Source organism: Cetobacterium sp. NK01, assembly GCF_024506395.1.
GTDB classification, from domain to species: Bacteria; Fusobacteriota; Fusobacteriia; order Fusobacteriales; family Fusobacteriaceae; genus Cetobacterium_A; species Cetobacterium_A somerae_A.
In genome coordinates this window covers 1,305,649-1,330,804 of record NZ_JANIBO010000001.1, presented here as the reverse complement: position 1 = coordinate 1,330,804, position 25,156 = coordinate 1,305,649, and the positions used below count along the sequence as shown (strand labels likewise).

Annotated in this window: 19 protein-coding genes; 7 read left to right on the top strand and 12 right to left on the bottom strand. The window is 29.9% G+C overall.

The annotated features are described in order from the left end of the window. Window positions 1–9 precede the first annotated feature (9 nt). The 4 genes from NON08_RS06520 to NON08_RS06505 form a co-directional block, all read right to left on the bottom strand. Complete coding sequence (locus NON08_RS06520) at window positions 10–891, bottom strand: carbohydrate ABC transporter permease (RefSeq protein ID WP_256690639.1); 882 nt, start codon at window positions 889–891, stop codon at window positions 10–12. 37 nt (window positions 892–928) lie between these two features. Beyond that, the gene (locus NON08_RS06515) at window positions 929–1,906 is read right to left on the bottom strand and encodes an ABC transporter permease (RefSeq protein ID WP_256690638.1); all 978 of its coding nucleotides are present in this window, start codon (window positions 1,904–1,906) and stop codon (window positions 929–931) included. Between the two features lie 142 nt (window positions 1,907–2,048). Then, entirely contained in the window at window positions 2,049–3,587 is a 1,539-nt protein-coding gene (locus NON08_RS06510) for an extracellular solute-binding protein (protein ID WP_256690637.1), read from the bottom strand. 13 nt (window positions 3,588–3,600) lie between these two features. Next, window positions 3,601–4,974 (bottom strand): sulfatase-like hydrolase/transferase, encoded by a 1,374-nt coding sequence (locus NON08_RS06505; RefSeq protein ID WP_256690635.1) that lies wholly within the window; start codon window positions 4,972–4,974, stop codon window positions 3,601–3,603. Between the two features lie 236 nt (window positions 4,975–5,210). Here NON08_RS06505 and NON08_RS06500 point away from each other — a divergent pair, with 236 nt between their 5' ends. Genes NON08_RS06500 through NON08_RS06485 form a run of 4 tightly spaced genes read left to right on the top strand, consistent with a single transcriptional unit; the run spans window position 5,211 to window position 10,562 of the window. Next, window positions 5,211–7,109, top strand: coding sequence for an autotransporter outer membrane beta-barrel domain-containing protein (locus NON08_RS06500; protein WP_256690634.1), 1,899 nt, complete (start codon window positions 5,211–5,213; stop codon window positions 7,107–7,109). Window positions 7,110–7,117: 8 nt separating this feature from the next. Next, window positions 7,118–9,373, top strand: a complete 2,256-nt coding sequence (locus NON08_RS06495) for a polysaccharide lyase 8 family protein (RefSeq protein WP_256690632.1) — start codon at window positions 7,118–7,120, stop codon at window positions 9,371–9,373. 2 nt (window positions 9,374–9,375) lie between these two features. Continuing rightward, on the top strand, window positions 9,376–10,017 hold the full coding sequence (locus NON08_RS06490) for a lactate utilization protein (protein WP_256690631.1): 642 nt from the start codon (window positions 9,376–9,378) through the stop codon (window positions 10,015–10,017). Further along, window positions 10,017–10,562 carry an LUD domain-containing protein gene (locus NON08_RS06485; protein ID WP_256690630.1) on the top strand — a complete coding sequence of 182 codons (546 nt, stop codon included), beginning with the start codon at window positions 10,017–10,019 and terminating at the stop codon, window positions 10,560–10,562. Before NON08_RS06490 ends, NON08_RS06485 begins: the two co-directional genes overlap by 1 nt. A gap of 50 nt (window positions 10,563–10,612) precedes the next feature. Here the strand turns inward: NON08_RS06485 and NON08_RS06480 are convergent, their stop codons facing one another. The 3 genes from NON08_RS06480 to NON08_RS06470 form a co-directional block, all read right to left on the bottom strand. Beyond that, window positions 10,613–11,803: a glycoside hydrolase family 88 protein gene (locus NON08_RS06480; protein WP_256690629.1), complete on the bottom strand. Its 1,191-nt coding sequence runs from the start codon at window positions 11,801–11,803 to the stop codon at window positions 10,613–10,615. A gap of 119 nt (window positions 11,804–11,922) precedes the next feature. Next, window positions 11,923–13,914: a helix-turn-helix domain-containing protein gene (locus NON08_RS06475; RefSeq protein WP_256690628.1), complete on the bottom strand. Its 1,992-nt coding sequence runs from the start codon at window positions 13,912–13,914 to the stop codon at window positions 11,923–11,925. A 30-nt stretch (window positions 13,915–13,944) separates the two neighbouring features. Continuing rightward, window positions 13,945–15,765, bottom strand: coding sequence for a polysaccharide lyase family 8 super-sandwich domain-containing protein (locus NON08_RS06470; protein ID WP_256690627.1), 1,821 nt, complete (start codon window positions 15,763–15,765; stop codon window positions 13,945–13,947). Window positions 15,766–16,147: 382 nt separating this feature from the next. Here NON08_RS06470 and NON08_RS06465 point away from each other — a divergent pair, with 382 nt between their 5' ends. After that, a complete protein-coding gene (locus NON08_RS06465; RefSeq protein ID WP_256690626.1) occupies window positions 16,148–17,470 on the top strand; it encodes a YjiH family protein in 1,323 nt (440 codons plus the stop codon). A gap of 35 nt (window positions 17,471–17,505) precedes the next feature. Here the strand turns inward: NON08_RS06465 and cfa are convergent, their stop codons facing one another. Together cfa and NON08_RS06455 are read right to left on the bottom strand one after the other, a co-directional pair. After that, the gene (cfa, locus tag NON08_RS06460) at window positions 17,506–18,630 is read right to left on the bottom strand and encodes a cyclopropane fatty acyl phospholipid synthase (protein ID WP_256690625.1); all 1,125 of its coding nucleotides are present in this window, start codon (window positions 18,628–18,630) and stop codon (window positions 17,506–17,508) included. A 133-nt stretch (window positions 18,631–18,763) separates the two neighbouring features. Next, on the bottom strand, window positions 18,764–19,075 hold the full coding sequence (locus NON08_RS06455; RefSeq protein WP_256690624.1) for a hypothetical protein: 312 nt from the start codon (window positions 19,073–19,075) through the stop codon (window positions 18,764–18,766). Between the two features lie 203 nt (window positions 19,076–19,278). Between NON08_RS06455 and NON08_RS06450 the strand changes: the two genes are divergently transcribed. Next, window positions 19,279–20,301: a DnaJ C-terminal domain-containing protein gene (locus NON08_RS06450; RefSeq protein ID WP_256690623.1), complete on the top strand. Its 1,023-nt coding sequence runs from the start codon at window positions 19,279–19,281 to the stop codon at window positions 20,299–20,301. A 38-nt stretch (window positions 20,302–20,339) separates the two neighbouring features. Here NON08_RS06450 and NON08_RS06445 read toward each other — a convergent pair whose 3' ends face one another. Further along, window positions 20,340–22,454 (bottom strand): TonB-dependent receptor, encoded by a 2,115-nt coding sequence (locus NON08_RS06445; protein WP_256690622.1) that lies wholly within the window; start codon window positions 22,452–22,454, stop codon window positions 20,340–20,342. Between the two features lie 239 nt (window positions 22,455–22,693). On the opposite strand from NON08_RS06445, the gene NON08_RS06440 reads away from it, so the two are divergent. After that, window positions 22,694–23,245: a hypothetical protein gene (locus NON08_RS06440; protein ID WP_256690621.1), complete on the top strand. Its 552-nt coding sequence runs from the start codon at window positions 22,694–22,696 to the stop codon at window positions 23,243–23,245. Between the two features lie 34 nt (window positions 23,246–23,279). Here NON08_RS06440 and NON08_RS06435 read toward each other — a convergent pair whose 3' ends face one another. Together NON08_RS06435 and NON08_RS06430 are read right to left on the bottom strand one after the other, a co-directional pair. Next, on the bottom strand, window positions 23,280–23,993 hold the full coding sequence (locus NON08_RS06435) for an HI0074 family nucleotidyltransferase substrate-binding subunit (protein ID WP_256690620.1): 714 nt from the start codon (window positions 23,991–23,993) through the stop codon (window positions 23,280–23,282). A gap of 61 nt (window positions 23,994–24,054) precedes the next feature. Further along, complete coding sequence (locus NON08_RS06430) at window positions 24,055–25,008, bottom strand: TDT family transporter (RefSeq protein ID WP_256690619.1); 954 nt, start codon at window positions 25,006–25,008, stop codon at window positions 24,055–24,057. Window positions 25,009–25,156 lie beyond the last annotated feature (148 nt).

The following is a 25,156-nucleotide window of genomic DNA, read 5'->3' as shown; positions in this document are numbered from 1 at the left end:
TCCTAAATTTTATTCTTTTACCGCTCCTAAAGTAACTCCTTTTCTAAAGAACTTTTGGATAAACGGATATATTATCATTATTGGTACTATCGAAAGAACTATCACAGCATATATTATTGACTGTGGTGATGTTAAACTTTCTGGTGTTATAATTTGTGCTGCTTCTCCAGCCATATTTTTCTCTACAATTAATTTCTTTAAGAAAACTTGTAGTGGAACTTTAGAATCATCAGTTAATAAAACCATTGTCCAGAAATATCCATTCCATCTAGAGATTGCATAGAATAATGACACCGTTGTCAAAGCTGATGTAGATAGTGGTAAATAGATCTTTGTCATAATTTGCCACTGAGTTGCTCCATCTATTCTTGCTGACTCCTCTAGTGATTTTGGTACAGCTTCAAAGAAACTTTTTAAAATTATTACGTTGAATGTGTTTACTGCAAATCCAACGATTACAGATGTATAACTATTAATAAGACCTAAGTCTCTAAAGTTTAAATATTTAGGTATCATTCCTGGATCAAACCACATTGTTACAACTACCATTAAAGTTAGAACTTTTCTAAACTTTAACTCTGGTTTTGATAAAACGTAAGCTCCAGTTATTGTAAAAAACATACTTACAGCAGTTCCAACAACTGTTATAAAGATACTATTTGCATAAGCTAACCAGATTCCCTCTAAGCTCATAGCTGCTTTAAAAGAGGCCATACTAACACCTTTAGGTAGAAGATACATCTCTCCTATCTCTAAAAGGTAAGGTTTTGTTACTGATGCTGAAAATACATATATAATTGGGTATATAAACATTATTCCAAAGATTGCTAATAGGGAATAATTGATAAAATCAAATATTTTTTCATCTTTTGATCTTTTAATTTTACTCATAAATCTCTCCTTTCAACTTTTTAAAACAGACTACTTTTTACCAAAGTCCTGATGCTGTTATTTTTTTACTCCATCTATTTGCTAGGTAAACTAAGATAAATCCAACAACTGCATTAAACAATCCAACTGCTGTAGCTAGACCAAAGTCTTGCATTAACATACCTGTTCTATAAACATAAGTACTTATAACATCTGATGTTGAATATGTTGCTGGTTGGTAAAGTAATAATACTGTTTCAAATGCAACGTTTAACATACTTCCAACTTTTAAAACTAACATTATAACTATTGTTGGTATAATTGATGGGAAAGTTATAAATCTAAGCTGTTGGAACTTTGTAGCTCCATCTATTCTCGCTGCTTCATATAATGACTCATCTACTGATGTTAAAGCTGCTAAATAGATAACTGCATTAAATCCTGTACTTTTCCACATATTCATTCCTGTAAATATTCCTCTAAAGTACTCTGGTTTTGATAAGAAATAGATTCTTTCAAATCCAAATTTTTCAAGAATGTGATTAATTACCCCACTACTTGGAGAAAGAATATTTATAGTTATTCCCGCTGTTACAACTATTGCTATAAAGTATGGTAAAAACGAAACTGTTTGAACAAAAGATTTAAAAAATCTATTTTTTACCTCATTTAGCATAAGTGCTAAAATTATGGCAAAAGGAAACTCAAACACTAAACTATATATATTTAGAAATATTGTATTTTTTAGAGTTGTATAAAAGTATGGGCTTGTTAAAAACTCTTTAAAGTTTGCTAGTCCTACCCAGTCACTTCCTGATATTCCCCTAAATAGATTGTAATCCTTAAAAGCGATTATAAGACCATACATTGGTTTATATGCAAATATCATATACCAAAGTATAAATGGAAGAAAGATAAGATATAATGACATTTGATCTTTTACATTTCCTCTTTTTAATCCAGTCATTATTTTCTTTATGAGACCTACTTTTTCTGACTCAATTCTTTCATCCATTTCTAAAATATTTTCTTTCATACTAACCCTCCTTACTTATCTGCGTTTTGTAAGGTGATTATAGTTTAAAAATTTTAAAGTGTAAATCATCATTTTAGGATATACCTTTTTCTATATATCATTTTTCTACTTTTAAATCAATAAAAGTACACTTTATTCTTTATTAGTTGCTAGAATTAATGAATCTATCATATGCCTTCTGATTTATCTCTATCGCCTCTTTTAGACCAATCTCATTTAATCTCTTTATAAATTCGTCATATGTCTTATTAAAATCTACAGCTCCTAAAATCCATTTTTGATTCATCTCTTTTACAGCCATATCAAGTTGAGAATTTATCTTTTGTATTTTTCTATTTTCCTCTTTTGTATATTTTAGCGTTGGCATAGGATCTACTATATATCCATTTTTCATATACATCTCTGCCCATTCTGAAGCTTTTGGATTTCCCCAAGCCTTCTCATACTCATAATCTTGTAATGCTCCTATTCTAAATTGGATTCCCTTATCTCTTAAAACTTGTAAAGGTGTCTTTCCATCGGCTTTCATAACTGTATCTGTAAATTTCTTTTTACCATTTTCGTCTTTTACAAAAGTATCATTTTCTACACCCCAGTTAGATAACTCATATCCTTTTTGAGAGAACCAATAATCAAAGTATTTTATTGCTGCAACAGGATCTTTACAAGTTGCGCTTATTCCCCAACCTCCTAAGTAAGTTGTTCTAGCATCTGGTGCATAACTCTTACCTTTATATTGAGGTGGTGCTATTGCAACAAACTCAAAATCTTTTACCTTATCCTTTAGTTCTTTATCTTCATTATATGATGCTGTACTTGCAAACCAGTCAAAAGTAACTCCTCCTAAATCATTTCTTAGCATATAATCTCTTGCTTGGAAACCTCTAGTGAATATCTCAGGATCTATCAATCCCTCTTTATACCATTTTACAACCTGAGGCATAGCTTCTTTATATCTTTCTGTTGCTGGTCCAAACTTCACTTTTCCATTTTCATCTACAAAAAATCCAATCTCTGCTCCAAAAAGACCTACTAACTCTTTATCTGCAAACTCCACTGATCTTTCAAAATATGGAATTTCATCTGCTTTTCCATTTCCATTTGGATCCTTTGTTTTAAAAGCTACCATAACTTCATAAAGTTCATCCATTGTTTGAGGCGTTTTTAAACCTAATTTATTTAACCAATCTTTTCTTATGAATAGACCTTGAGCTGCCTTCATGTTATACCAATCATAATAATCTGGTATAAAATAGATGTTTCCATCAGCGGCTACAGCATCCATCTTATATCTTGGATATTTTTCAAAGAATGCTTTTATGTTTGGTGCATGCTTATCTATCAACTCATTTAAAGATACAATTCCCCCATCCATACCTAAACTTTCTAATTTTTCAGGATATGCTAAAGATATAATATCTGGAAGATTTCCTGATGAAACTGCTAGGTTAAACGCTTGTATCTCATCTGTTAAATTTTTTGAACTATAACTTTTTAGTTTTACATTTGTATCTTTAAAAGCCTCTTGGAAAACTGTCCAGTTCTCATCATATGTTTTTCCATTCTGAATAGCTAAAATGCTTAATTCCAATGGTTTTTCAGAGATTTTATGCTCATTTGCAAAAACTCCATTTTGTAAAAGTGCCCCAACTAATAGTAGTAAACCGATTTTCTTATTCATAACTCCCTCCAATTTATATAATATTTATCCAATCATTCTGTTCTTTTAAAAATAAAGACAGCTGATCTTTTAAATCTTTTTTTACATCTTTATACTCCACTTTATCCTCAACATTTTGCATCTCTAAAGGATCTTTTTTTAAGTTAAATAGCTCCTCTACATCCCTTGGATCATATATATATTTAAAATCTTCACTGACAATAGATCTTCTTATATCTCCAATGGCAACTTGATTTCCTGAATATTGACTATAAGCATATCTAGATTTATTTTGTACATTAGGATTTAATATGTTCTCTCCTACAAACTCTTCATCGCTTTCTATATTTAAACTTTCTAGTATAGTTGGCAGTATATCTAAGTGACTTACTACTGTTTCAATTTTCTTAGCCTTTTTTCCCGGCTCTTTTATTATTAAAGGAACATTTATACTCTGCTCATACATCTCCATCTTTTGGAACATCTTATGTTGCCCTAGGTGATCTCCATGATCTGCAGTAAATACAAACATTGTATTTTCATACTGTCCCTTCTCTTTTAATTTTTCAATTAACTCTCCTATTAATTCATCTGCATAGTTTGTTAGACCTAGATATGCTCTCCATACCTCTTTCCAGTGATCTAAACTCTTCTCTTCAGCAAGTTGGGCAGCTATTCCCTCTCTTCTTTTAGAAGGCTCTCCTTCACATGCTTTATTTATATTTTCAGGAAGTTCTGGATCTGGAAACCTATCCATAAGTTCCTTTAAAACTCTAAAAGGTGGATGTGGAGCCCAAATATTTACAAACATTCCCATTGGTCTTTCAAAACTCTCTTTATCTAAATATTTAAGAGCGTTATCTAGATAAAATCTATCTCTAAATAAACTCTCCTCTTTTTCAAAAATCGAAACTCTTGATCCTGTGTACTCTCTATCCTCGTAGATATTTCCATGTCGTTCACTTACCTTAACTCTATCTTCAACGACTCCAAACAGTGGAATATTCTCTTTTTTACATATTTTCTCATAGTCATCATCTGTTAAAAACTTTGTAAACTTAACTCTATCCTCTAAAGCTGGTTTTAAAGTTATATGTTGCATTCCAAAATGACTTACGTTATATCCATTTTCAAATAGATATTCATGTATTGTTTTAGAGTCTCTTGTAATCTCAGGTATATTTTTCAAATCATTTATTACCACATTGTTTTTAGTTGGAAATCTACCTGTTGCTAGAGCTGTTCTCGCTGGAACACACAGAGGACATGTTGTATAGGCTCTTTTAAAGTCAAATCCCTCTTGTGCTAATCTATTTAGATTGGGAGTTACCTCTTTCCCATTTTGCACCATTCCTATGGTGTCCCCTCTTTGGTGATCTGTTGTTATAAAAATCAAGTTTTTCTTCACTAAAAAAACACCTCCTAATTTTATATGAGTATATTTTATTGAGCTATTGTTAGCAATATTCCGTTTTCTTGCTCAACTCATATAAATAAAAAAACATATATTTAAAAACGTTCTGTTTAAAATAATATACAAAGAAAAAAGAACATAAAAAACAGAATATTTACATGCTGTTTTTTTAAATGTAATATGGCAATTGAACTAGTTTCAAAAGTATATTAAACGGGAGAGTATATTTTATGAGAAAATTTTATTTTACTAATTTTATTTTATTAACACTTCTAATTGGAACAATATCACAAGGAAGCGAAAACTTAGGGAAAAGTATCGCTCATCTTCCTGAAACTAACTTAGAAGAAAACTATAATATCAGAAGATTTATTCGTTCATCTTTACAAAACGACCCAACAACTTGGGAAAAAGATAGATATATCAATTCAGTTGATTACTTACATGTTTCTGATAACTACAAAGGAGATTTAGATGGAAGTGGAAATTCAAATCTTTACCTAGCTACTTTCCAAAAAAGATTAAGTCCAAATGAAAAAATAGCATTTTTTATTGGAGGCGGTGATAATAAAATAAAATTTGATCAACCTATTAGAATTAATAGAGATATATTTTTCGCTGGTGGATATCATTTTTATGAGTTTTCAAATAAAATAGCTCTATCATCTATTTTGTCTTACAATCACTCTCATGATTCAGTGCACATAGAGAATAACTCTTCTACTTCACCATCTATGAGTTTATCTTTTGGAAGTCATTTAAGTTACCCTATTCCAAATGAATTCTTAAATCTTTATTTAAACGGAGGAATAGATTGGGCTAAAATATTCCATGGTACATATAGCAACGGTACGTACAATACAAAAAACAACACAGAATATTATGACTCAGTTAGACCTACTGTAGGTATTTCTGGAGAAAAATCTTTCCTTTTACAAAACAAAGAGGTTTCTCTTAAGCTTTCAACAAGCTACGAAAAAGAGATGGGAAATATAAAGGATAAAAAAGTTTTATGGAACAATGGCGTTAGAACAAAGGTTGATGCTTTAGATAAAGATGACATTGTTAATATTGGAGTAAATGCTGATATTAATCTAACTGAAAATTTAGATATTGGAGCTAGCTATAACAAACTTTTAGCAAAGGATTATGACGCTGATTTATATGGAGCTAACTTCACTTACTCTTTAGATAAACCTATGCTAGAAGGATTTGACTACTTCAATACCCTTGATAAAGAAAAGCGTTTTAGAGTTTCTTCTAACTTCATGCTAGAATCAGAGGATTATGACGACAATACCACTGGAACTGCTGGTTCTACATCATTCTCTCCTAGATTAATTTTAAGTGTTAACGACAAAAAAGGAGACTTTGTTTATTTAATGGATACTTTCTATAAAACAGAGGACTGGTTTGGAGGAAGAAAAGAAAAAGAGGGGAAAGATACAAATAGAAGAATCAATCCACAGATCAACTGGAAAGGTCTTCAAGTTACTGATAATTTAAAAATTCATGGTTACATTGGTTGGAGAAATCAAGTTAGAAAACAAACTGATTCTAAAGGAACTCATTGGAGAAACACAACTGACTCATACAGAATAGCTCCTGCAATTAACTATACAATAAACAAAAATGTTGCTTTCCTTGGTTCAACTCTACTTGCTATGGATGAAATTAGCGATTCTAGAGATAGCTATCCATTCACTCATAACTATTGGGCTGAAAATATATACGGATTTAGATTTATCATTAACAAAAATCTAATTTTAACTTCTAATATCTACAGACTAGATAAAAAATATATGGGAAATAATAGCAAAACTGCTCACAGTACTCAATTTAGACCTGTTATCAGATACAACTTCGTAGATGGATCATTCCTACAGTTACAAGGAAGATTCTCTTTAACTAATGGTGAAAGAGTTGAAAATAGACAGGGAATTGTAGCTCAATACAACGAAGAAACAAGATATACTGCTACTATGGGTTATAAAGTTACTGATTACTTCTCAACTTATGCCGAAGTTGCATTAAATAGTTTCAAAAGAACAAAAGATTCAGATAAATCAGTTTCTAGAATAAGTAGAGTTCTAGGAAAAGTTGGATTTATTTATATACTTGATATTTAGGAGGTTTTATGAAAAAAATTTTCTTATCTTTTTTACTGATATTTTTAGGAGGGGTTTCCTTTGGAAACTCCTCTTCTACCGATACATACTCTGTTATCAGAGAGCGTTTTACAGAACTTACAAACAACAATAGTAACGATGAAAAAGCTAAAAAGCTTTTAGATACTTTAAACACTAATCCTGATAGAGTTTTTCTTTGGGAACAGTTTTCTGATATGAAAAATGGGCCTCACATTTTATCTACTTATAGAAATTTAACAGACATAATTAAAGCCTATACTGATAAAAACTCATCACTATATCACAATAAAGAGGTTAAAAATACAATTATTAACTCTTTAAACTGGTTAAGAGAAAATGCTTATAGAGAGAACCTACCTGAATTAGGTAACTGGTGGCAATGGGAGATTGGAATTCCTAAAGAACTAAATCGTATTGTTGCCTATATGTATCCAGATCTTTCTAAAGAACAAGTTCAAACATTTTTAAATGGCAGCAAATATTTCCAACCTTACGCTGAATGGTCTGGATATAGCGAAGGAGCTAAAACTTCTACATCACCTAATAAAAGATTATCCACTGGTGGAAATAGAATTGATACCTGTTACATTGTTTTTATGAGAGGTATCTTAACTCAAAATAAAGATGAAGTTCTAAACGCTTTAAATAATCTTGGTGAAGTTGCTGAATACGTAACTTCTGGAGATGGTTTTTATAAAGATGGTTCTTTTATTCAGCATAGTAGTATACCTTACGGAGGAACTTATGGAGAGGTTTTATTAAGCGGTCTAGGAACTATCCAAAACTTAATTGCTGGTACAAATTTAGAGATTAAAGATCCTAGATTTAATAATATTTACGACTCTTTAATAATTGGATATAATCCTCTTTTCTTCAACGGAAGAGTATCAGACTCAATAAGTGGACGAGCTGTAACTAGAAAAAACTCTAGTGACTTAACTAGAGGTGTTAGCAATCTTGTTGCTATCGCTATGATCTCACAAGGAGCTCCTGAAAAGTATAAAACTCAATTACAAGAGATTGTTAAAAGAAACATAGAAACAGGAGATAAAGGAGTTATTTTAAGCAGAATCAAAAATCCTGTAGAAAAAAGAGTTGTTGAAAATATATTAAAAGACAAAAATATAAAAACAAACACTCCTTCAGGAGTTAAAATATTTGGAAATATGGATAGAGTTGTTAATAGAACTCCTAATTATTCTATTGTTTTAAGCTTACACTCTTCTAGAGTTGGAAATTTTGAAAGTATCTTAGAAGAAAATACAAAAGGGTGGCACGCTGCTGATGGGATGTACTATATCTATACTCCTAATTTAACTGAGTACTCTGAATATTGGCCTTTAGTAGACCCATATCACCTACCTGGTACAACTGAAAGTATAACTCATAGAGAAAATAGTGTTGGTGAAAGAAGACACGCTAAAACTATGGTTCAGAAAGATTTTGTCGGTGGAACTACTGATAATATTAACTCTATTATTGGAATGGATTTTTCCTCTTGGAACGATCTTACAACAGCTAAAAAATCATGGTTTATTACTCCTGAATTCACTGTTGCTATGGGATCTAATATCGCAAGTGAAGATGGAGAGGTTCACACAACTGTTGAAAATAGATCTATCAACACTAAAGATGAAATTGAAAAAATTACAAAAGATAGACTAATTCTAAAAAATCCAATTTCAAATCTTTACACTGGATTTATCATCTTAGATGATAATGCTCTTGTTACAACAACAGAAAGAAGAGTTGGTAATTGGGATAAAGATAACACTGAACTTTCTAAAAACTTTGTTAAATCATACATCAACCACGGAAATAATCCTAAGGAAAAAAGCTATATCTACGCTATAATTCCTGAGAATAATTTAACAAATGTAGAAAATTTCCCTATTAATGATATTAAAGTTTTAAGACAAGATAGCTTTGCTCATGGAATAAATTTTAAAAACATTACCGCTATAAACTTTTGGCAAGAATCTAATGACGAAGTTGGTATTTTCACTAGTAAAACTCCTGCATCAATATTAGCTATAAGGGATAAAAATAAAATGTTCATGTCAGTTAGTGATCCAACACATAAAAACTCTAAAGTTGTTTTCACTATCAAAGGAATATACACTTTAGAAAATATTAATACTAATATAAAATTAGATACTACTAAAGATTCTACTACTATAACTATTTCTAATCTAAAAAATGGAGCTACTGAAAACTTTACTCTAATATCTAAGGAGAACTAATAATGGATACATCAAAAAAAACTTTAAATAAAAATAAAATCCTAACTCTAATGGATACCCTTTCTAAAAATGACTACATTCCTATATATGCAGATAGTGTAAAGGATGCCAGAGAGATCGTATTAAATTTAATACCTATACACTCATCTATCGCTCTTGGAGGCTCTGTAACAATCAATGAGCTAGACGTTATAGATACCTTCAGAGATGGAGGATATCAACTTTTCGATAGATACAATCAACCTGATTGGCCCACAACTCTCCAGTGTATGAGAGAGGGCCTTTTAGCAGATTATTTTCTAACTAGTACAAATGCTATTAGTGAAAATGGTGAGCTTATACAAACTGATTCTGGTGGTAATAGAGTGGCTAGTCTACTTTGGGGGCCTGAAAACGTTATTGTCGTTTGCGGAATAAATAAACTAGTGAGCACTTGGCAAGATGGAATGGCTCGAATAAGAGAGTTTGCAGGACCTTTAAATTCTAAAAGAATCAATCATAAAACCCCTTGCAATATCTCTGGAACTTGCGAAGATTGTCAGACTAAACAACGAATCTGTAACTTTACATCTATAATAAAATCTGGTAAAAGAGTGGGTAAACCTATAACCGTTATAATTATAAATGAAGAGGTGGGATACTAATGGATCAAAATATGAAATGGTTTTATAAAATTAAAGCTGAAAATATCACACAAACACTACTTTCTAAAGAGTATGACGCTATTCTTTTAGAAAATCTAGAAAGAGTAAAAGAGTTTTTAATCTCTAAAATCTCTTCTTCAGATTCAGTAGTTCTTGATCAGTCTCCTTTTTTAAACTCCTTAGACCTTCTTCTTCCTATTGGTAAAAAAGGGTGTAAAGTATTCGATTATAAAAAAGAGCGCCAAGCTATTTTAGCTGATAATTTTATTGTAGAGTGTGATTTTATAACTGAAAATGGAGAGTTAATCTTTTTAGATGATTTTGCTAGCTGTGCAGCTACCTTTGGTCCAAATAAGATATTTGTCATTGTTGGAGTAAATAAAATTATAAAAAATCTATCTGAAATCGATAAAAAATCAAAAGATATTTTAACTTTAAGAAACTATTTCAATGAAACAAATGATAGTTTCAGCATAGTTCATCACGGAAGAAAATTTCCTAATAAATATACAGTTATTGTAGTTCCAGAGATAATCGGTTTTTAAAACTATATTTACAAATAAAAAAGCAGAGTTATAACTCTGCTTTTTTTATTCTACCAGTATTTCTTCCACTCTGGTTTAAAGATTCTTGTTAGAGCCTCTAAATAATAGTAATCTCCCCAAATGTTACACTCTTTAACTCCAGATCCATGAGGAATTGAGTATACAGCATCTGTTAAAAGACCATTAGAATAATCTAAATCTTTTGTACTATAGTTTTTCATAAGAGATTTCATCATCTTATGAGCTGCATTTAAATAGATCTCTTTATCTGGATCACTCTCATCTAAATATTTATCCATTTCTAGTATTCCACAAACAGCTATTGCTGCTGCTGATGTGTCTCTAGGCTGCCCAGAACCGTCTGTAAACACTAGATCCCAGTAACATACGTCATCCTCTGGTAAACTGTTTATAAAGTAGTTTGTAACTCTTTTATAAAGATCTATGTATCTCTTATCCTTTGTGTACCCATAAGCCAATGGGAATCCATAAACTCCCCAAGCTTGACCTCTTGCCCAAGCAGAGTTGTCTGAATACCCTTGAGCTGTAACTCCTCTTGTAGGCTCTCCTGTCTCATGATTGAAGTAATAAGTGTGATGAGTTGATGAATCCTCTCTCACAACAACACTTGAAGCTGTAGCTAAATGTTTTGCACCTATTTCAGCAAACTTTTTATCTCCAGTCATCTCCGTTGCCCAAAATAGTAAAGGTACATTCATATTACAATCTATAATAAGTCTATAATCCTCTGGCTTTCCTAAATCTCCCCAAGCTTGTATAAACTGCCCTTTCTCTTGGAATCTTGTAATTAAGTGCTCTGCAGCCTTTATTCCAACCTCTTTAGCTAATTCACTTCCAGTAACTCTTTCTTGAGCTACTGCTGAAAGAGAGTATAAAAATCCTATATCATGGTGATTTAAGTGAAGTTTCTTCTCAATTCTACTTCTATATCCTTTTAACTGATACTCAGCTATTTTTCTATATTTTTCATTTTCTGTAACCTCATAAGATAACCATAACATTCCTGTCCAGAACCCCACTGTCCAGTCGTCAAAATCCTCTGCATTCTTTGTTCCTGGGTATATATTATTCACACTTGCAGCTCTTGGATATGTATCAATAAATACCTTTGAATTTTCATCTATTTTTTTCATAGCTTCATGCATTGCAAAAAACAGATCCTCTTTTGATAATCTAAACTCTTCTGAATATTTTTCTCTTGTCTTTTTTAATATCTCCATTTTTATCTCCCCTTTTGAGTTTTAAATTTAAGTGGATTATAATGGGAATTTATTCAGTTGTAAATCATCTTTTTTGTATCATCTTTTTTCTATATTACATTTTATATTCCATTTTAGCTTTATTTTTCTAAAATCTCCTCAGGATTAAATTGTGTTGGTGATATCCCCTCATATTTCTTGAATATTCTAATAAATGTATTAGAACTGTTATATCCTAATTCTTCTGCTAAGTCCTTAATTTTAATGTCTTTTTTCTCTTTTAATATCTCTTTTGCTTTTTCTATCCTATAGACATTTATATAGTTTTTAAAGTTATCTCCCATAACTTTTTTGAATAAAATACTTGTATATTTAAAAGAAAGACCTAAATAATCTGCTAAGTTATCTAATGAAAAATCCAAATGATAATTATTATCTATGTAACTTTTTATCTTATCCCTTATAGCTTCATTTTCATCTTGTTCGCTACTCTTCTTTTGTTTACATATCTCAGATATTAAATCATTAAAAATACTTCTAATTTTATCTAAATCTCCTGTTTTTGTAATACTTTCTATATCCAAATCATCACAATGTAGTGAACTTTCAATCTCTTTTAGTTGTACAACAACTCTATTTAAAGTGTTGTATAAAAGTCCTGTGAACTCCTTTATATCCTTTTTATCCATAGCCTCAGGATTTATTCTATCTATAAAAATCTCATCCACTATTTTTTTAGCACCTTGAAGATTTCCATTTAATAACTTAGATACTAATTTCGCCTCTGTTTCTATTGGATATGTAAGTATTAATTTTCCACTTTTTATATTTTCAGAGAATAAAACTTTTCTTCCTTTTGCCATAAATTTAGCATCTAAAATCTTTTTACAAGTTATATACTCTTGAGGGAAACTTTCTACAGAAACAAACTCATCAGAAGCAGCAGCTATTAATTCTACACCATATTTGACACTTATATTTTCCAATATAAAATGAAATGCGTCTTCAATAACAGAGTCACTCTCTTCTGGAATTATAAAAGCAATACTTTTATAGTCAATGTTAATATATTCGTATCCACCCTCTGTTGATAAGCTCTCTTTTAGATACTCTCTAGCTGAAGTGAAATTCTTAAAGTCTAATCCTTCATCATCACTATCATATATCTCTACTAATACAATTTTTAACTTTCTTCCTTGAAGTCCCTTTACTTTTCTAGTCAACTCTCCAACTTCATCAATTTTTTTAATACCTAAAACAAAATCTCTTAAGTTTTTTCTTCTATCTACAACGGCTAAATTATTTATCTCTCCAATAAGCTGTTTTCTCTCTTTATATAACTTAATTGAGTAATCAATAAGCAAAAACAGTAGACCTAAAATCACGAATATAACAACTGATTTTAAAAATAACATCTGATAAAAAATTGAATAGTTCGGTGTATATAAAAATTTGAAATTTAATCCACTACTTCTTAATATATACCCCTCATTTCCTCTTCTTTTTACCACAATATTTTTATCTAGATAGTATATTTTATCATTTTTTAATATATCCCATCTTCCCTCTTCATCATCTATAAGTTCAGAGAAAAAAAGATCTCTATCTAAAGTTACTATCCAAAATATCCCTTCTTGTAAGTTAAAAATCTTATTTTTTAAAATAAAACTTATCTCTTTTTTTCCTGGAATTAAAAGAAAATTAGAATCTGTTTCTATTTTTTTCATAGCCCCTATTTTTTTTAAATGAACATTTTTCTCTCTTGTTCCATTTCCTGTAACTATAACATCAGAATCATCTTTTCCTAAACTTAAATTATATCCAAGTTTTCCATATATATTATTCTTTTTTTGTATCTCCTGTAAAACTTTAATTAAATTGTAATAAGATACATCTTTTAAGTTATAATACTCTTTTATTGGTTCAGTATTTTCTAAATCACCTATTGATGACATTACTAATTCTATCTTTAAATTTATCTTATTTAAAACTCTTTCAACTCTTAACTCTTCCTCTTTTTTATATGAAATATACTCACTAACCCCAAATAAACATATAATTATTGAAGATAAAAGTAAAAAAGCATAGACTTTTTTATAAAAAAATACATTTTTACGTTCTTTTTTTAACATGATTCCCCTTTTATAAAACTTTTTATTTTATTATACTACAACTACCACTTCCCATGCAATAGTATAATTGATCGGATTCTCTCCTAAATCTATCCAAATTTTTATAAACTTATTTTCATCTGATCCATACACTTCTAAATTTATTTTTTCACTTTTATAAAATTTATATATTAAATTCCCTAAAGAGATCTCTTTAAACTCCCCTGTTACCTTTTCTCCCTCCATTGGCTTTCCATCTAAACGTACAGTTTTGTTTTTTAGATTAGATATTCTCATATTAGCAACTGTTGAATAAACCTCTCCCTTCCCAGTTATATAGTTCTCTAAATAAACCATTCCACTCTTCTTAAAAATATAGTTTTTTCTGCTTTTTAACTTTCCATTCCAGTTTATAAACTCCATATACGCAACTCCAGAGTCCTCATTTCCATATCCTTCTGCCACACTATTTTTAGGCATATTATCTACAGTACTCTCTATATTTTTTACTTTTTCCATATCCATTTTTATCTCAGTTGTTCCTGGAATATAGTTAAAATCAACTCCTTTCCAGTAATCTATATACTCATCTCCTCTAGAATAGATATAAACTGCTCCATCTCCAGTGAACCAACCCCTTGTATTTTCACCATTGAAACTTTCAAAAGTTCCTATATTTTTACTATGCATAGCTATACCTATTGCAAAATTTTTATTTCTATAAAATACTCTATCCATCTCATTAAAACACTTTACTTCACTAGAATAATCTTTAACTTTGATCTTTGAGTTCTTTAAAACCTCTTTAGATAAATTGTAGAATATCGCTCTTTTCTCCTTCTTCTTATATGAATAAAACTCATCTAAAGCTAACTCTCTTTTAGCTATCTCTAAAAGTTTTATTCTATCAGTTTCCTCTACCCCATCAGCTAAAAGTAGTAGGGAATTTATAACCTCATGTCCTATTTGATGATCATTACCAGCTCTTGTTATAGCTCTTCCATTGACTATATCTGTCATAGCTCCTTTAAAAAACAGCGGTTCAAAAGAAGCATAAACTCTTTCACAAATTTTACCTGTATCTATTTTCTCTCTCAACTCTTTATTAACTAGATATATTATCTCTGCTATCCCTGAAAGTAAAACATTTCCATAAGTTCCTGCATATGGTATAAATCCATGTTGAATGAATGATCCATCTGCATAAAAACCATCTCTATTACTAATTGTCTCTACATTTTTTTCATCTATTATCTCTAAAGTTTCAGACATAGATTCCACTGCCTTTTGACACATAGCCATATCCTTTAAAAGAACCCCTCTTAAAAATAGAATCTTTGCTGTATCTATTAGATTTCCACCAGTTGCTCTTCTTAAAGGTTTTCCACTAGGATGAATTGCCACTGGATTATTTCCAAGGTAATTTTCATCTGGCAAAAAATATTTTGTTACATCTAATATTTTATTTATAAGCTCTTTTTTTAACTCTTTATTAAAAAGGATTAAGATATCATTTAAAAGTAAAGGATACCCAATCTCCCACTGCCACCAGTTTGTATGTTCTATAGAGTTTAGATTATAGTAGTTTTCATAGTTATTTTCTAAAACACCCTTTGCTATTTCAACTATTTTTTCATCTCTATAGTATTTTGAATTAGTTGTGTTATAAGCAACTCCTAAAGTCAGGATCTTTTTATAACTATCTCTCACCCTTTCAACTAAAACTTTACTCTCCTCTTTATCTATTAATGTACTATTTTCACTACACTCTTTTAAAATATCTTTACACTCATGCTCTAGTTTTTTTAAAACCTCTTCTGGTGCATTTTTCCCTGTTAAATATTCTATACGTTTTTTTAAAATCTCCCCCATTTATTTCACTCCTTTTATAATCTTTTTTCTATATTTATAGAATTCTTTTTGCCTTTAATATACTAATTTGAATATATTTAGTAAATATACCGTTTTCTCTAGCCATAGGCTTTTTTCCATTTCTCTACTAAAAAAAATATTTTTTTTCTTTACATTCCCTTTGATTTCAAGTATACTTAACTGACAATTTAAACAGAGGTTAGTTCACTTATATGTTTTGAGCCTAAGGCCGATGGCGATGACGACATGTTCCTGTGAATTAAGTATTACGAAGCTGCCATAGTAATACGCTTAATAACATAAGTTCTCAATTCAGGCATACTTTTTATTAAGTATGTTTTTTTATTTGGCAGAAATTTTTTAATTTCTGGAGGTTTTTATAATGGCAATACTAAAATTTGGTATTTATTCTTTAATGGGACTTTTAGCTTTTCTAGCTCCTATTACAATTGGTGGTGAATCATCTATTATTATGGGTCACCTAAAAAACTTTGTTCTAAATAATTTTTCAAGCTGGGTTAATTTCTTAATAATGTTTTGTTCAGTTATTACAATTTCTGGAACAATACTTGGATTCATCAAAAAGAATTTTAAAGAACAATATTTAAACGATCTATTCGTTACAGATAAATTAAGTGGTATCTTAAGAATAGGTGGTTCGTTCATGTTTATTTTAATCTCACTTGGAATTGCGCCTGAATTTTTAAGCAACGAGAACACTGGTGGTTTAATGGCTGGAGATATGATCCCTCCTCTTATGGTTACTTTCTTCATAGGAGTTATGCTAATGCCACTTCTTACATCTTTTGGATTAGTTGAATTTATTGGGACACTAATCGCTCCTGTAATGAGAAAAGTTTTCAAAGTTCCTGGATATGCTGCTATTGATGCTTTAGCTTCATTCCTTGGAGATGGAACTATTGGAATTGTAGTTACAGATCAACAGTACCAAAAAGGTTACTATACTCAAAGAGAAGCTGCTATAATTGCAACTTCGTTCTCAATAGTTGGTATATCTTTTGCTGCAGTAGTTGCAGATTTACTTAAGTTTTCTAAGATTTTCTGGGTATTTTATGGAACTATAGCTTTCTCAACAATAGTTGCTGGTTTCATAATTGCTAGACTACCTTTAAAAAAGTTTAAAAATGAATATTACGATGGAAATAAAGTGGATGACAACGGAGCTAAAAGTTTTGCTGAAGCTCTTCACTTAGCGACTACAACAGCTGGAAAGGCCTCTGAAAAAGAGATTATTGTAGACTCTCTTTTTAAAGTTTTAGTTATCTATATAACTTTCATTCCAGTTATTATGTGTGTTGGTTCAATTGGTTTAGTTATTGCTGAAAACACTAGTTTCTTCAATATCCTTTCTATGCCATTAATGCCAATTTTAAAGATGCTTGGATTCACTCATGAAGTTGCATCTCAAATGGCACCAGCTATGATTGTTGGTTTCTCTGATATGTATCTACCTGCTTTATTTATTGAAAATACAACTAGTGAAGTAGCTAGATTTATAGTTGGAACTCTTTCTTTTGCACAATTAATATTTTTAAGTGAAACTGGGATGATATTAGTTAACTCTAAGATGGGATTCTCTATATTAGACGTAGCTAAATTCTTTATTTTAAGAACTGCTATAACATTCCCTATTATCTATTCAATCGCGATGATACTTGTTAAATTCGGAATTTTAAGCTATTAAAAAAAGAGGGGTATCCCTCTTTTTTTTTATGTTTTTTAAGAGATACGACAATCTATCTTATCAACTCTTTTCTTTGTCATAACAATTTGCCAAAGTGATAGATCTCTAGCTCTAAAAGCTCCTGCACAAGCTAAGATATAGTATTCCCACATCCTTTTAAATCTCTCATCATAGTTTTCTTTTATGTTGTCCCAATTTTTTATAAATCTCTTATACCATTCCATAAGCGTCTTATCATAATCAGGACCAAAATCATGCCAATCTTCCATATAGAAATTATCTTCCATTGCTTCTCCAATACCTTTTATTCTTGGTATAGCTCCATTTGGAAATATATATTTCACTATCCAAGGATCAGTTCCTTTTCCAGAGTCAGATCCTCCTATTGTATGAAGTAAAAATACTCCATCATCTTTTAATAACTCATTCATCTTTTTCATAAAAACTTTATAGTTTTCTGGTCCCACATGCTCAAACATTCCAACAGAAACTATTCTGTCAAATTGTTCTCCCTTTATCTGTCTATAGTCCTCATATAAAAACTTTACAGGCAACCCTTCACAAAGTTCTTCTCCAAGTTTTATCTGCTCTTTAGATAGAGTCACCCCTGTGCATACAGCTCCATATTTTTCAGCTGCATATTTCATAAAAGGACCCCATCCACAACCTACATCTAAAAGTGTCATTCCTGGCTTTAACCCAATTTTTCTACAAATTAAATCCAGCTTTTGCTCTTGAGCTTCCTCTAAACTTCCTACACCTTTCCAGTATCCACAACTATAAACCATTCTCTCATCTAGCATATTTTTGAAAAGATCATTTCCTATATCATAGTGGTGATGTATATCTTTTTTACAGTTACTTATTGTATGTGATGAAAATACTCCTTTTAGCTTTTCTTTTGCTGCTGCTAACATAACCTCTTTATCATATTTACTTTTTAGATCAGCTCTTAAAACATTAAAAATAAATTGATCTAGCTGTTTACAATCCCAAAGATTATCCATATATGCTTCTCCTAATCCAAGAGAACCATCTTTTAAAACTTGACTATAGAAGTAGTCGTCATTTACTAGTATATCCCAATCTCTCTCTCCATTAATTTTTATGTCTGCATAGTCCAATAAACTTTCAACTGCTCTTTTAGAATCCATCTTCATCCTCCTATTTTTTAGTTTTACGCTCTCAATATACAAGATGTTTTTTTATTCTCCTACAAATTAGTTAATAATTTCAGATACGAAATAAAAAAGACTAGATCTTTTCATCTAGTCTTCATAACTCAAGCTCTAATTAGTCTCTATAAGCAAAGAAATGCTCACAGTCTCCAAACTCTTTTTCTTTTAATTTCATTAACTCTTTTATAACTTCATTAAAGTCAATATTTGAGTACTCTATATCTTCATTTCCTCTATCTATGATAGTAAATCTATCATCATCAACTTTTGTTAAAGTTATTTTATGAGCTTTTGAGAATGGTTTTCCTTTTTTTGTAAACTCTTCTCTTTCTACTTGACTGAATTCAACTTTCTCTCCAGTTTTCATTTCATTAACACACTCTAAAATAAATGATTCAAATTTTTCTGTTGTTATTTTTATAGACATAGCAAATCACCTTTCCTTAGATATATTATAATTTTTTTTACTCTCTGTAACCTTTGTTCTACAAAAAAGAGATTTTTCTTTTTATTTTTTATATATTTTTTTCTTTTATAAATCTAAAGGAATTTCTTCCTTAAGTTAGTAAAGTAAAAAAGATAGTTATATAAATTATTTAATTATAGTTTTACTATAAAAGGAGGCTAGCTATGGCTCTAAAAGAGGATTTTTATAAGATTTTAGAAGTTAATAAAAATGCCAGTGAAGCTGAGATAAAAAAAGCTTATAGAAAACAAGCTAGAAAATATCACCCTGACAAATTTAGTGCTTCTAGCGAAACTGAAAAGGCTAACGCCGAAAAGAAATTTAAAGAGGTTAATGAGGCTTACCAGATTTTATCTGATCCTGAAAAAAGAACTCAGTACGATACTTTTGGTCACGCTGCTTTTGAACAAGGTGGTGGTCCAAGTAGTTCTCAAGGTTACGGACAATATGGTGGTGGACAGAATTACCAAGACTTTAACTTTGGCAATTTCAACTTTAACTTCAATGAGTTTGGCGGTGGTAACGAAGAGGATTTAGGAGACATTTTTGGATCATTCTTTGGAGGTAGAGGTTCTAGAAAAAGAGGTCCTCAACCAGGAAGTGATCTTTCCATGGAGATTGAGATATCCTTAGAAGAATCTGCTAAAGGCGGAGAAAAAACTATAAGATATGCTCGTACTGGAAAAAATGGAGCTCCTGAAGAGGTTGAGAAGAAATTTAAAATACCTGCTGGTATAGCAGATGGACAGAAATTAAAACTTGCAAAGTTTGGTAATGCTAGTACAAGTGGAGGTCCACATGGAGATCTTTACATACATATAAAAATTAAAGCAGATGATCTTTTTGTAAGAGATGGTTATGACATTATCTGTAAAGTCCCTGTTAGTTACTATACTGCATCCCTTGGTGGAGAAGTGGAAGTCCCTACTTTAAGTGGAAATAAAAAAATAAAAATACCTGCTGGAACTCAAAGTGGAAAACGTTTTGCACTTAGAGAGTATGGTATCTTTAATCCTAAAACTAAGAAAAAAGGAAATCATTATGCTGAAATTGTAATTGAAGTTCCTGTTGATTTAGATGATGAGCAAAAGACTTTACTTAAAGAGTTTGATGAAAAACTAAAAGATAAGAACAGAAAAATTAAAACAAGTTTCTTAGATAAAGTTAAAAGATTTTTTAAATTGTAACTCTAAATAAAGCTAAGTAGAAAAACCTACTTAGCTTTTTACATTTGAAGTTTTCCAGAGATATAGTAGTTTCTTCCTGGAGCTGGAACTGCTGTGATACTACTCTCTTCATAGTTATATTTCTGATCAAAAACATTATTAACTCCAAAGGCTATGCTTAAAATATCTGTGACTTTATATGTCAGCATAAGATTAGTGTAATTATAACTACTTATTTTTGTATCAATAACCTCATCTTTTTTTCCATACTCTTTAAACATATAACTTCCAACTAAATTGAAATCTATGTTTAGTGCCACTTTATTATTTAAATCATAACTTACTCCCAATATAATCTTTCCTTTAGGAACCATTGGAAGCTCCTCTCCTTCGTATAATCCCTTCATTATTTTTATGTTTACATATGAAAGAGATTGGTATGTTGTTAATCTTTCAAAATATTGCTCTAAATATAGTTCTCCTCCAAACTTTCTCACTTTATTTAAATTTTTATACTGCCACTCTTTTAGTGCTGGATTATATGAATTTTTTTGAATTAAAACTATCTCATCATGAGTAAACGTTGTAAATAGAGATAGATTTATATAGGTTTGTTCTATAAAGTCTCTCACTCCAAACTCTATATTATCTGAAGTTTCAGACTTTAAATCATTTGGAATATACTTCATATTTATTTTATCCGTTATCTGTCCTGGAAGAGGAGATGTAAAACCTCTTTCATATCTTGCATAAAATGTTCTTGTACTTGTATCTTTATAAGTTCCTCCAACTTCAAAGGCATAGTTATCACTTTTTTCTTCATTATCAATCTCTTTATATTCATAGATTCTATTCATAGATAAAATCTCAGTTTCACTACTTCTTTTTCCACCAAATCTCGAATGTTCATATCTAGTTCCTAAAATTAGTTCAAATTTTTCTGTTAAATTATATCGATTTATTCCATAGATACCATTGGTCTTTTTATAGATATTATTTTTTAGATCAATATCTACATCTCCTTTTATTTTAAAGTCTGGTCTTGGTTTTAGAAAAAAATCTCCATTAGCTTTTATTTCACTATCTCTCAAAAGTTTTGTATAATCGTAATCATACCCTAAAATAAACTCACCATTTTCATATATATATTTACCTCTAATTTTAGCTCCTTTACTCCTCTCTTGAAAGTCTCCTGTCATAGATGCTAGTAAATCCTCCCCTAAAACTTCAAAGGGCATATTCCCAACTTTAGGAAGCTCATAATCCATAAGTGAATTCTCTTCAAACTCTCTTTTAAAATTTTGATAGTAAAAACTACTTAAAACAGTTAAGTTCTCAGTAAATTTATATTCATAATCTAAGCTATAACTCTCTCTTTTAGATTTACTATCTATTGGAAACCCCATAGTTTTCCTATTTTTTTCTAACTCATCTTTAAATACAGGTGTTGAATAATCTTTATTTTCCTGAAAGTAACCCATTTGAAACTTAACTCTGTTTCTCTCATCTATTTTATAATCTATTCCACCATTGAAGCTATTAGATTCTTGAGAATCTCCATCTCTATAACCATCTCCTTTTAGATAGTTATAATTGAAATTTGTATATAAATTTTCTGTTAAATTTTGTCCTAAAGATATTGCTTCATCTCTAAAATTATAAGATTTTAAACCACTTTCTAAAACTAAAAAATCCTTTTTTAAAGAGGATTTAGTTATTATATTTATAACTCCACCTGAACTTCCTGAACCATTTAAAACACTTCCTCCTCCAGGTATTACTTCTATTTTTTCAATAGAGTTTAAAGGTATCGTATTTATAGGTAAAGTTCCCATTGACTCATCAATGGGATTTAAACTCACTCCGTCACACAACACCTTAACTTTCGTTATTGACTTCTCTCCATTTCCTCTTATATCAACTCTTGGACCAAAGTATGTATCTTGTATAATAACATTTGGAACTCCTCTTAAAACCTCTTCTAAATTTTTATAATTCCCATTATCAATCTGCTCTTTAAATAAAATTATAACATTTTTATTCTCTGAAAGAAGAGGCGTTTCAAAACCACTAGTTGAAACAATAACTGAATCTTCTAATTTTATAATCCCATTTTGAGAAAAACTAAGTATAGATATAGCCCAGAATATAGCTATAGTTTTTAATGAACTCAATGTAAAATCCCCCTTTTGTACCCTTTTAAAGTTCTTACTGATATTTTAATTTTATTCCTTTTACAAAAATAAAATAAAAAATTTGAATCGTGGTTCAATTTTTTCTTGACTTTTAGCAAAATTTGAACTATAATTCAACTACGGTAAGAAATTTTTAAAACTTTTTCCAAAAAAACCAAATGAAAAAAAGACTCTTATTATTAGAGTCTTTTTTTATAAGAAACAACGGAGGTACAATTATGGCTTTAATAACTGTTGCTAATACTGGCGAAGTTATAAAAAATCAACTTTATTTAATTAATTTAATTGACGACTTTCACTACAATCTTCAAAGTAAAGAGGATAAAATTAACTATATACTAAATTTTAATTTAAATCAATTTCCAGCTTTTTTAAGAGATGACTTAGTACATATTGAAGCTGAGCAAGAATTAGAAAAATTTCGTTCTAAATTTTTCCCCAATCTTCCATCTAGATGTGGAGCTCAATTTGCTTTTGAAAAGCTTACAGATCTTTTAGCAGCTACTAAGATGTACGGTTGGAAAGGCACTATTTGTAAGGTCTCTGTAGATACATCTCAAAAGTACACTCTATCAAAGCACAATGCTGATATAATCTCTGAAATTAGAAAATCTGATTTTAAATCTATATCAGACAGCTTAAAAGAGTATTGGAAAGGCGATGTTCAGTGGGAGAAATGTCATGATAGAGATATTCATTTTTTACCTACAACAGAGTATTTAATTGAAGGAAAAATAAATATTATTGAAACTTTAGAAAGAACTATATAACTATAAAAAAGAGGAAGCTTTATAAGCTTCCTCTTTACTTTATTTTCTCTATCATAATAGTTTCAAATTTATTAAATAAATTTATATATTCTAATTTAATTTTATCATATATATCCCAAGCTGTTTCCTCATTATATGTATGAGAAGTTCTATTTCTATTTAACATAAGATTTATCCACTCTGAAGCATCCTCAATTAAGCCCTCTTTAAATCCCTCTCTAAAAGTTTCTCTTGGACTAACAACTTCTACTCCTTGATACTCTAAATAACTTTTCATAAGTTTCCAACTTAATTCGTATACAAATTCAAATCTTTGAATAGTTCCATCTAAATACAACTCATCTAAATGAGCATCTTTTTCTAAAGCAATATTTAATTTATTAAGAGCTTTTCTAAAATCTTCAAGCTTATATTTCAATTTATTTTCATTCATTAGAATTTCCCCCAAATCATTAGTTTTATATATTAAGATTCCATCTTTATCTATATTTTTTTTTATATTTTCTCCAATTTTATCATTATATTCTATAATATCTACCGTATATTTTAAATTTGATTCATAGAAATCTTCTTTTACAAAATTAAGAATATTTTCCACTCTAAAATTTATTGCTAAATCTATGTCTGAAGTTTTTTTATAATCTTCTCTGGCTCTAGAACCAAAAATTTTTACCCATTTTATTTTTTCTTTATATTTTTTTAAAATATCAATTATTTGAAAAAAATCAGTTTCTGATAGACCGTACATTATTTCCCTCCTAAACTTTTTTATATATTATAACACATAACTATAAAAAAAAGAGGAAGCTTTATAAGCTTCCTCTTATTTCTTTTACTTGATTTATTACTATTCTTACTATTCTTACAAATATAATTGTTATAAAAAATACTGCTAAAGTTGTTGCTGCTACACCAAAGTTATACCAGAAAATTCCTCTACTTTGGTCAATACTTGCAATATACTTAGAATATTTTAAAATTGCTGTAGATCCTATTGCAAGTGGGAATGTAAATGATGCATATACTGGTGTAAATTTAAGTCTTATAATTTTTACCATAGATATATAAAGTAGTGCTGTCATAAATATTCCTAAAGGAAATAAAAATCCTACCATTGCTGGGTTTGGAGTTTCAAAAGCAACTAAATAACCTGCTAAACAAAGATTAGGTGGCGCTGCCATTATAGCAAACGTTGGTAGTCTAGCATCATCTATCTTTTCAACAAATATAATTCTATAAAGCATCATAGGAAGCATAACTATGTAAAATGCAAACCCTATGAAAAAGATTGCCTTAGCTAACTCTGGCATTCCCATAGCTGCTGAGTCCACTGAAGCAACAACAACACCTATTGGAGGAACAAACCAACTTGGAACCATATGCTCTATATTCCAAGAACGAAATCTATGATATATAAACGATACTCCAAAGATCAGATGTAAAAATATACATAGTAACCATAATCCTTTTCCTAATACTGGTGAAAATTCATATAGTACAACTGAAAAGTTCATCAATGCCATATCTAAAGTAGGTATAAAACTTCCAAGTGTTGGATGCTTTAGTTCCTCTTTAAACACATCAAAGTGAAGAACATTCTTTATTATAATCGGTAATAACAACATTAAAGATATAAAGTTTCCTAAGTATAAAGCTCTTGGATCAAGTATAACCGCCACTGCTCCACTAACTCCAGATACACCTAAAGCTAAACCTGTTAGAGCCACTGGCAAATACTTAAAATAGTTTTTTAAATTCTTCATTTTCCTCGCCTCTGTTTTTATTCATTATTTTCAAATATAGTATAGCACTTTTTGAATCTCGGTTCAACTTTTTTTGTATATGTTTTATTTCTAAAATTTTAGTATACTTATTCTGAACTATTATACCTTTTTTTATTGATCTTTCTTT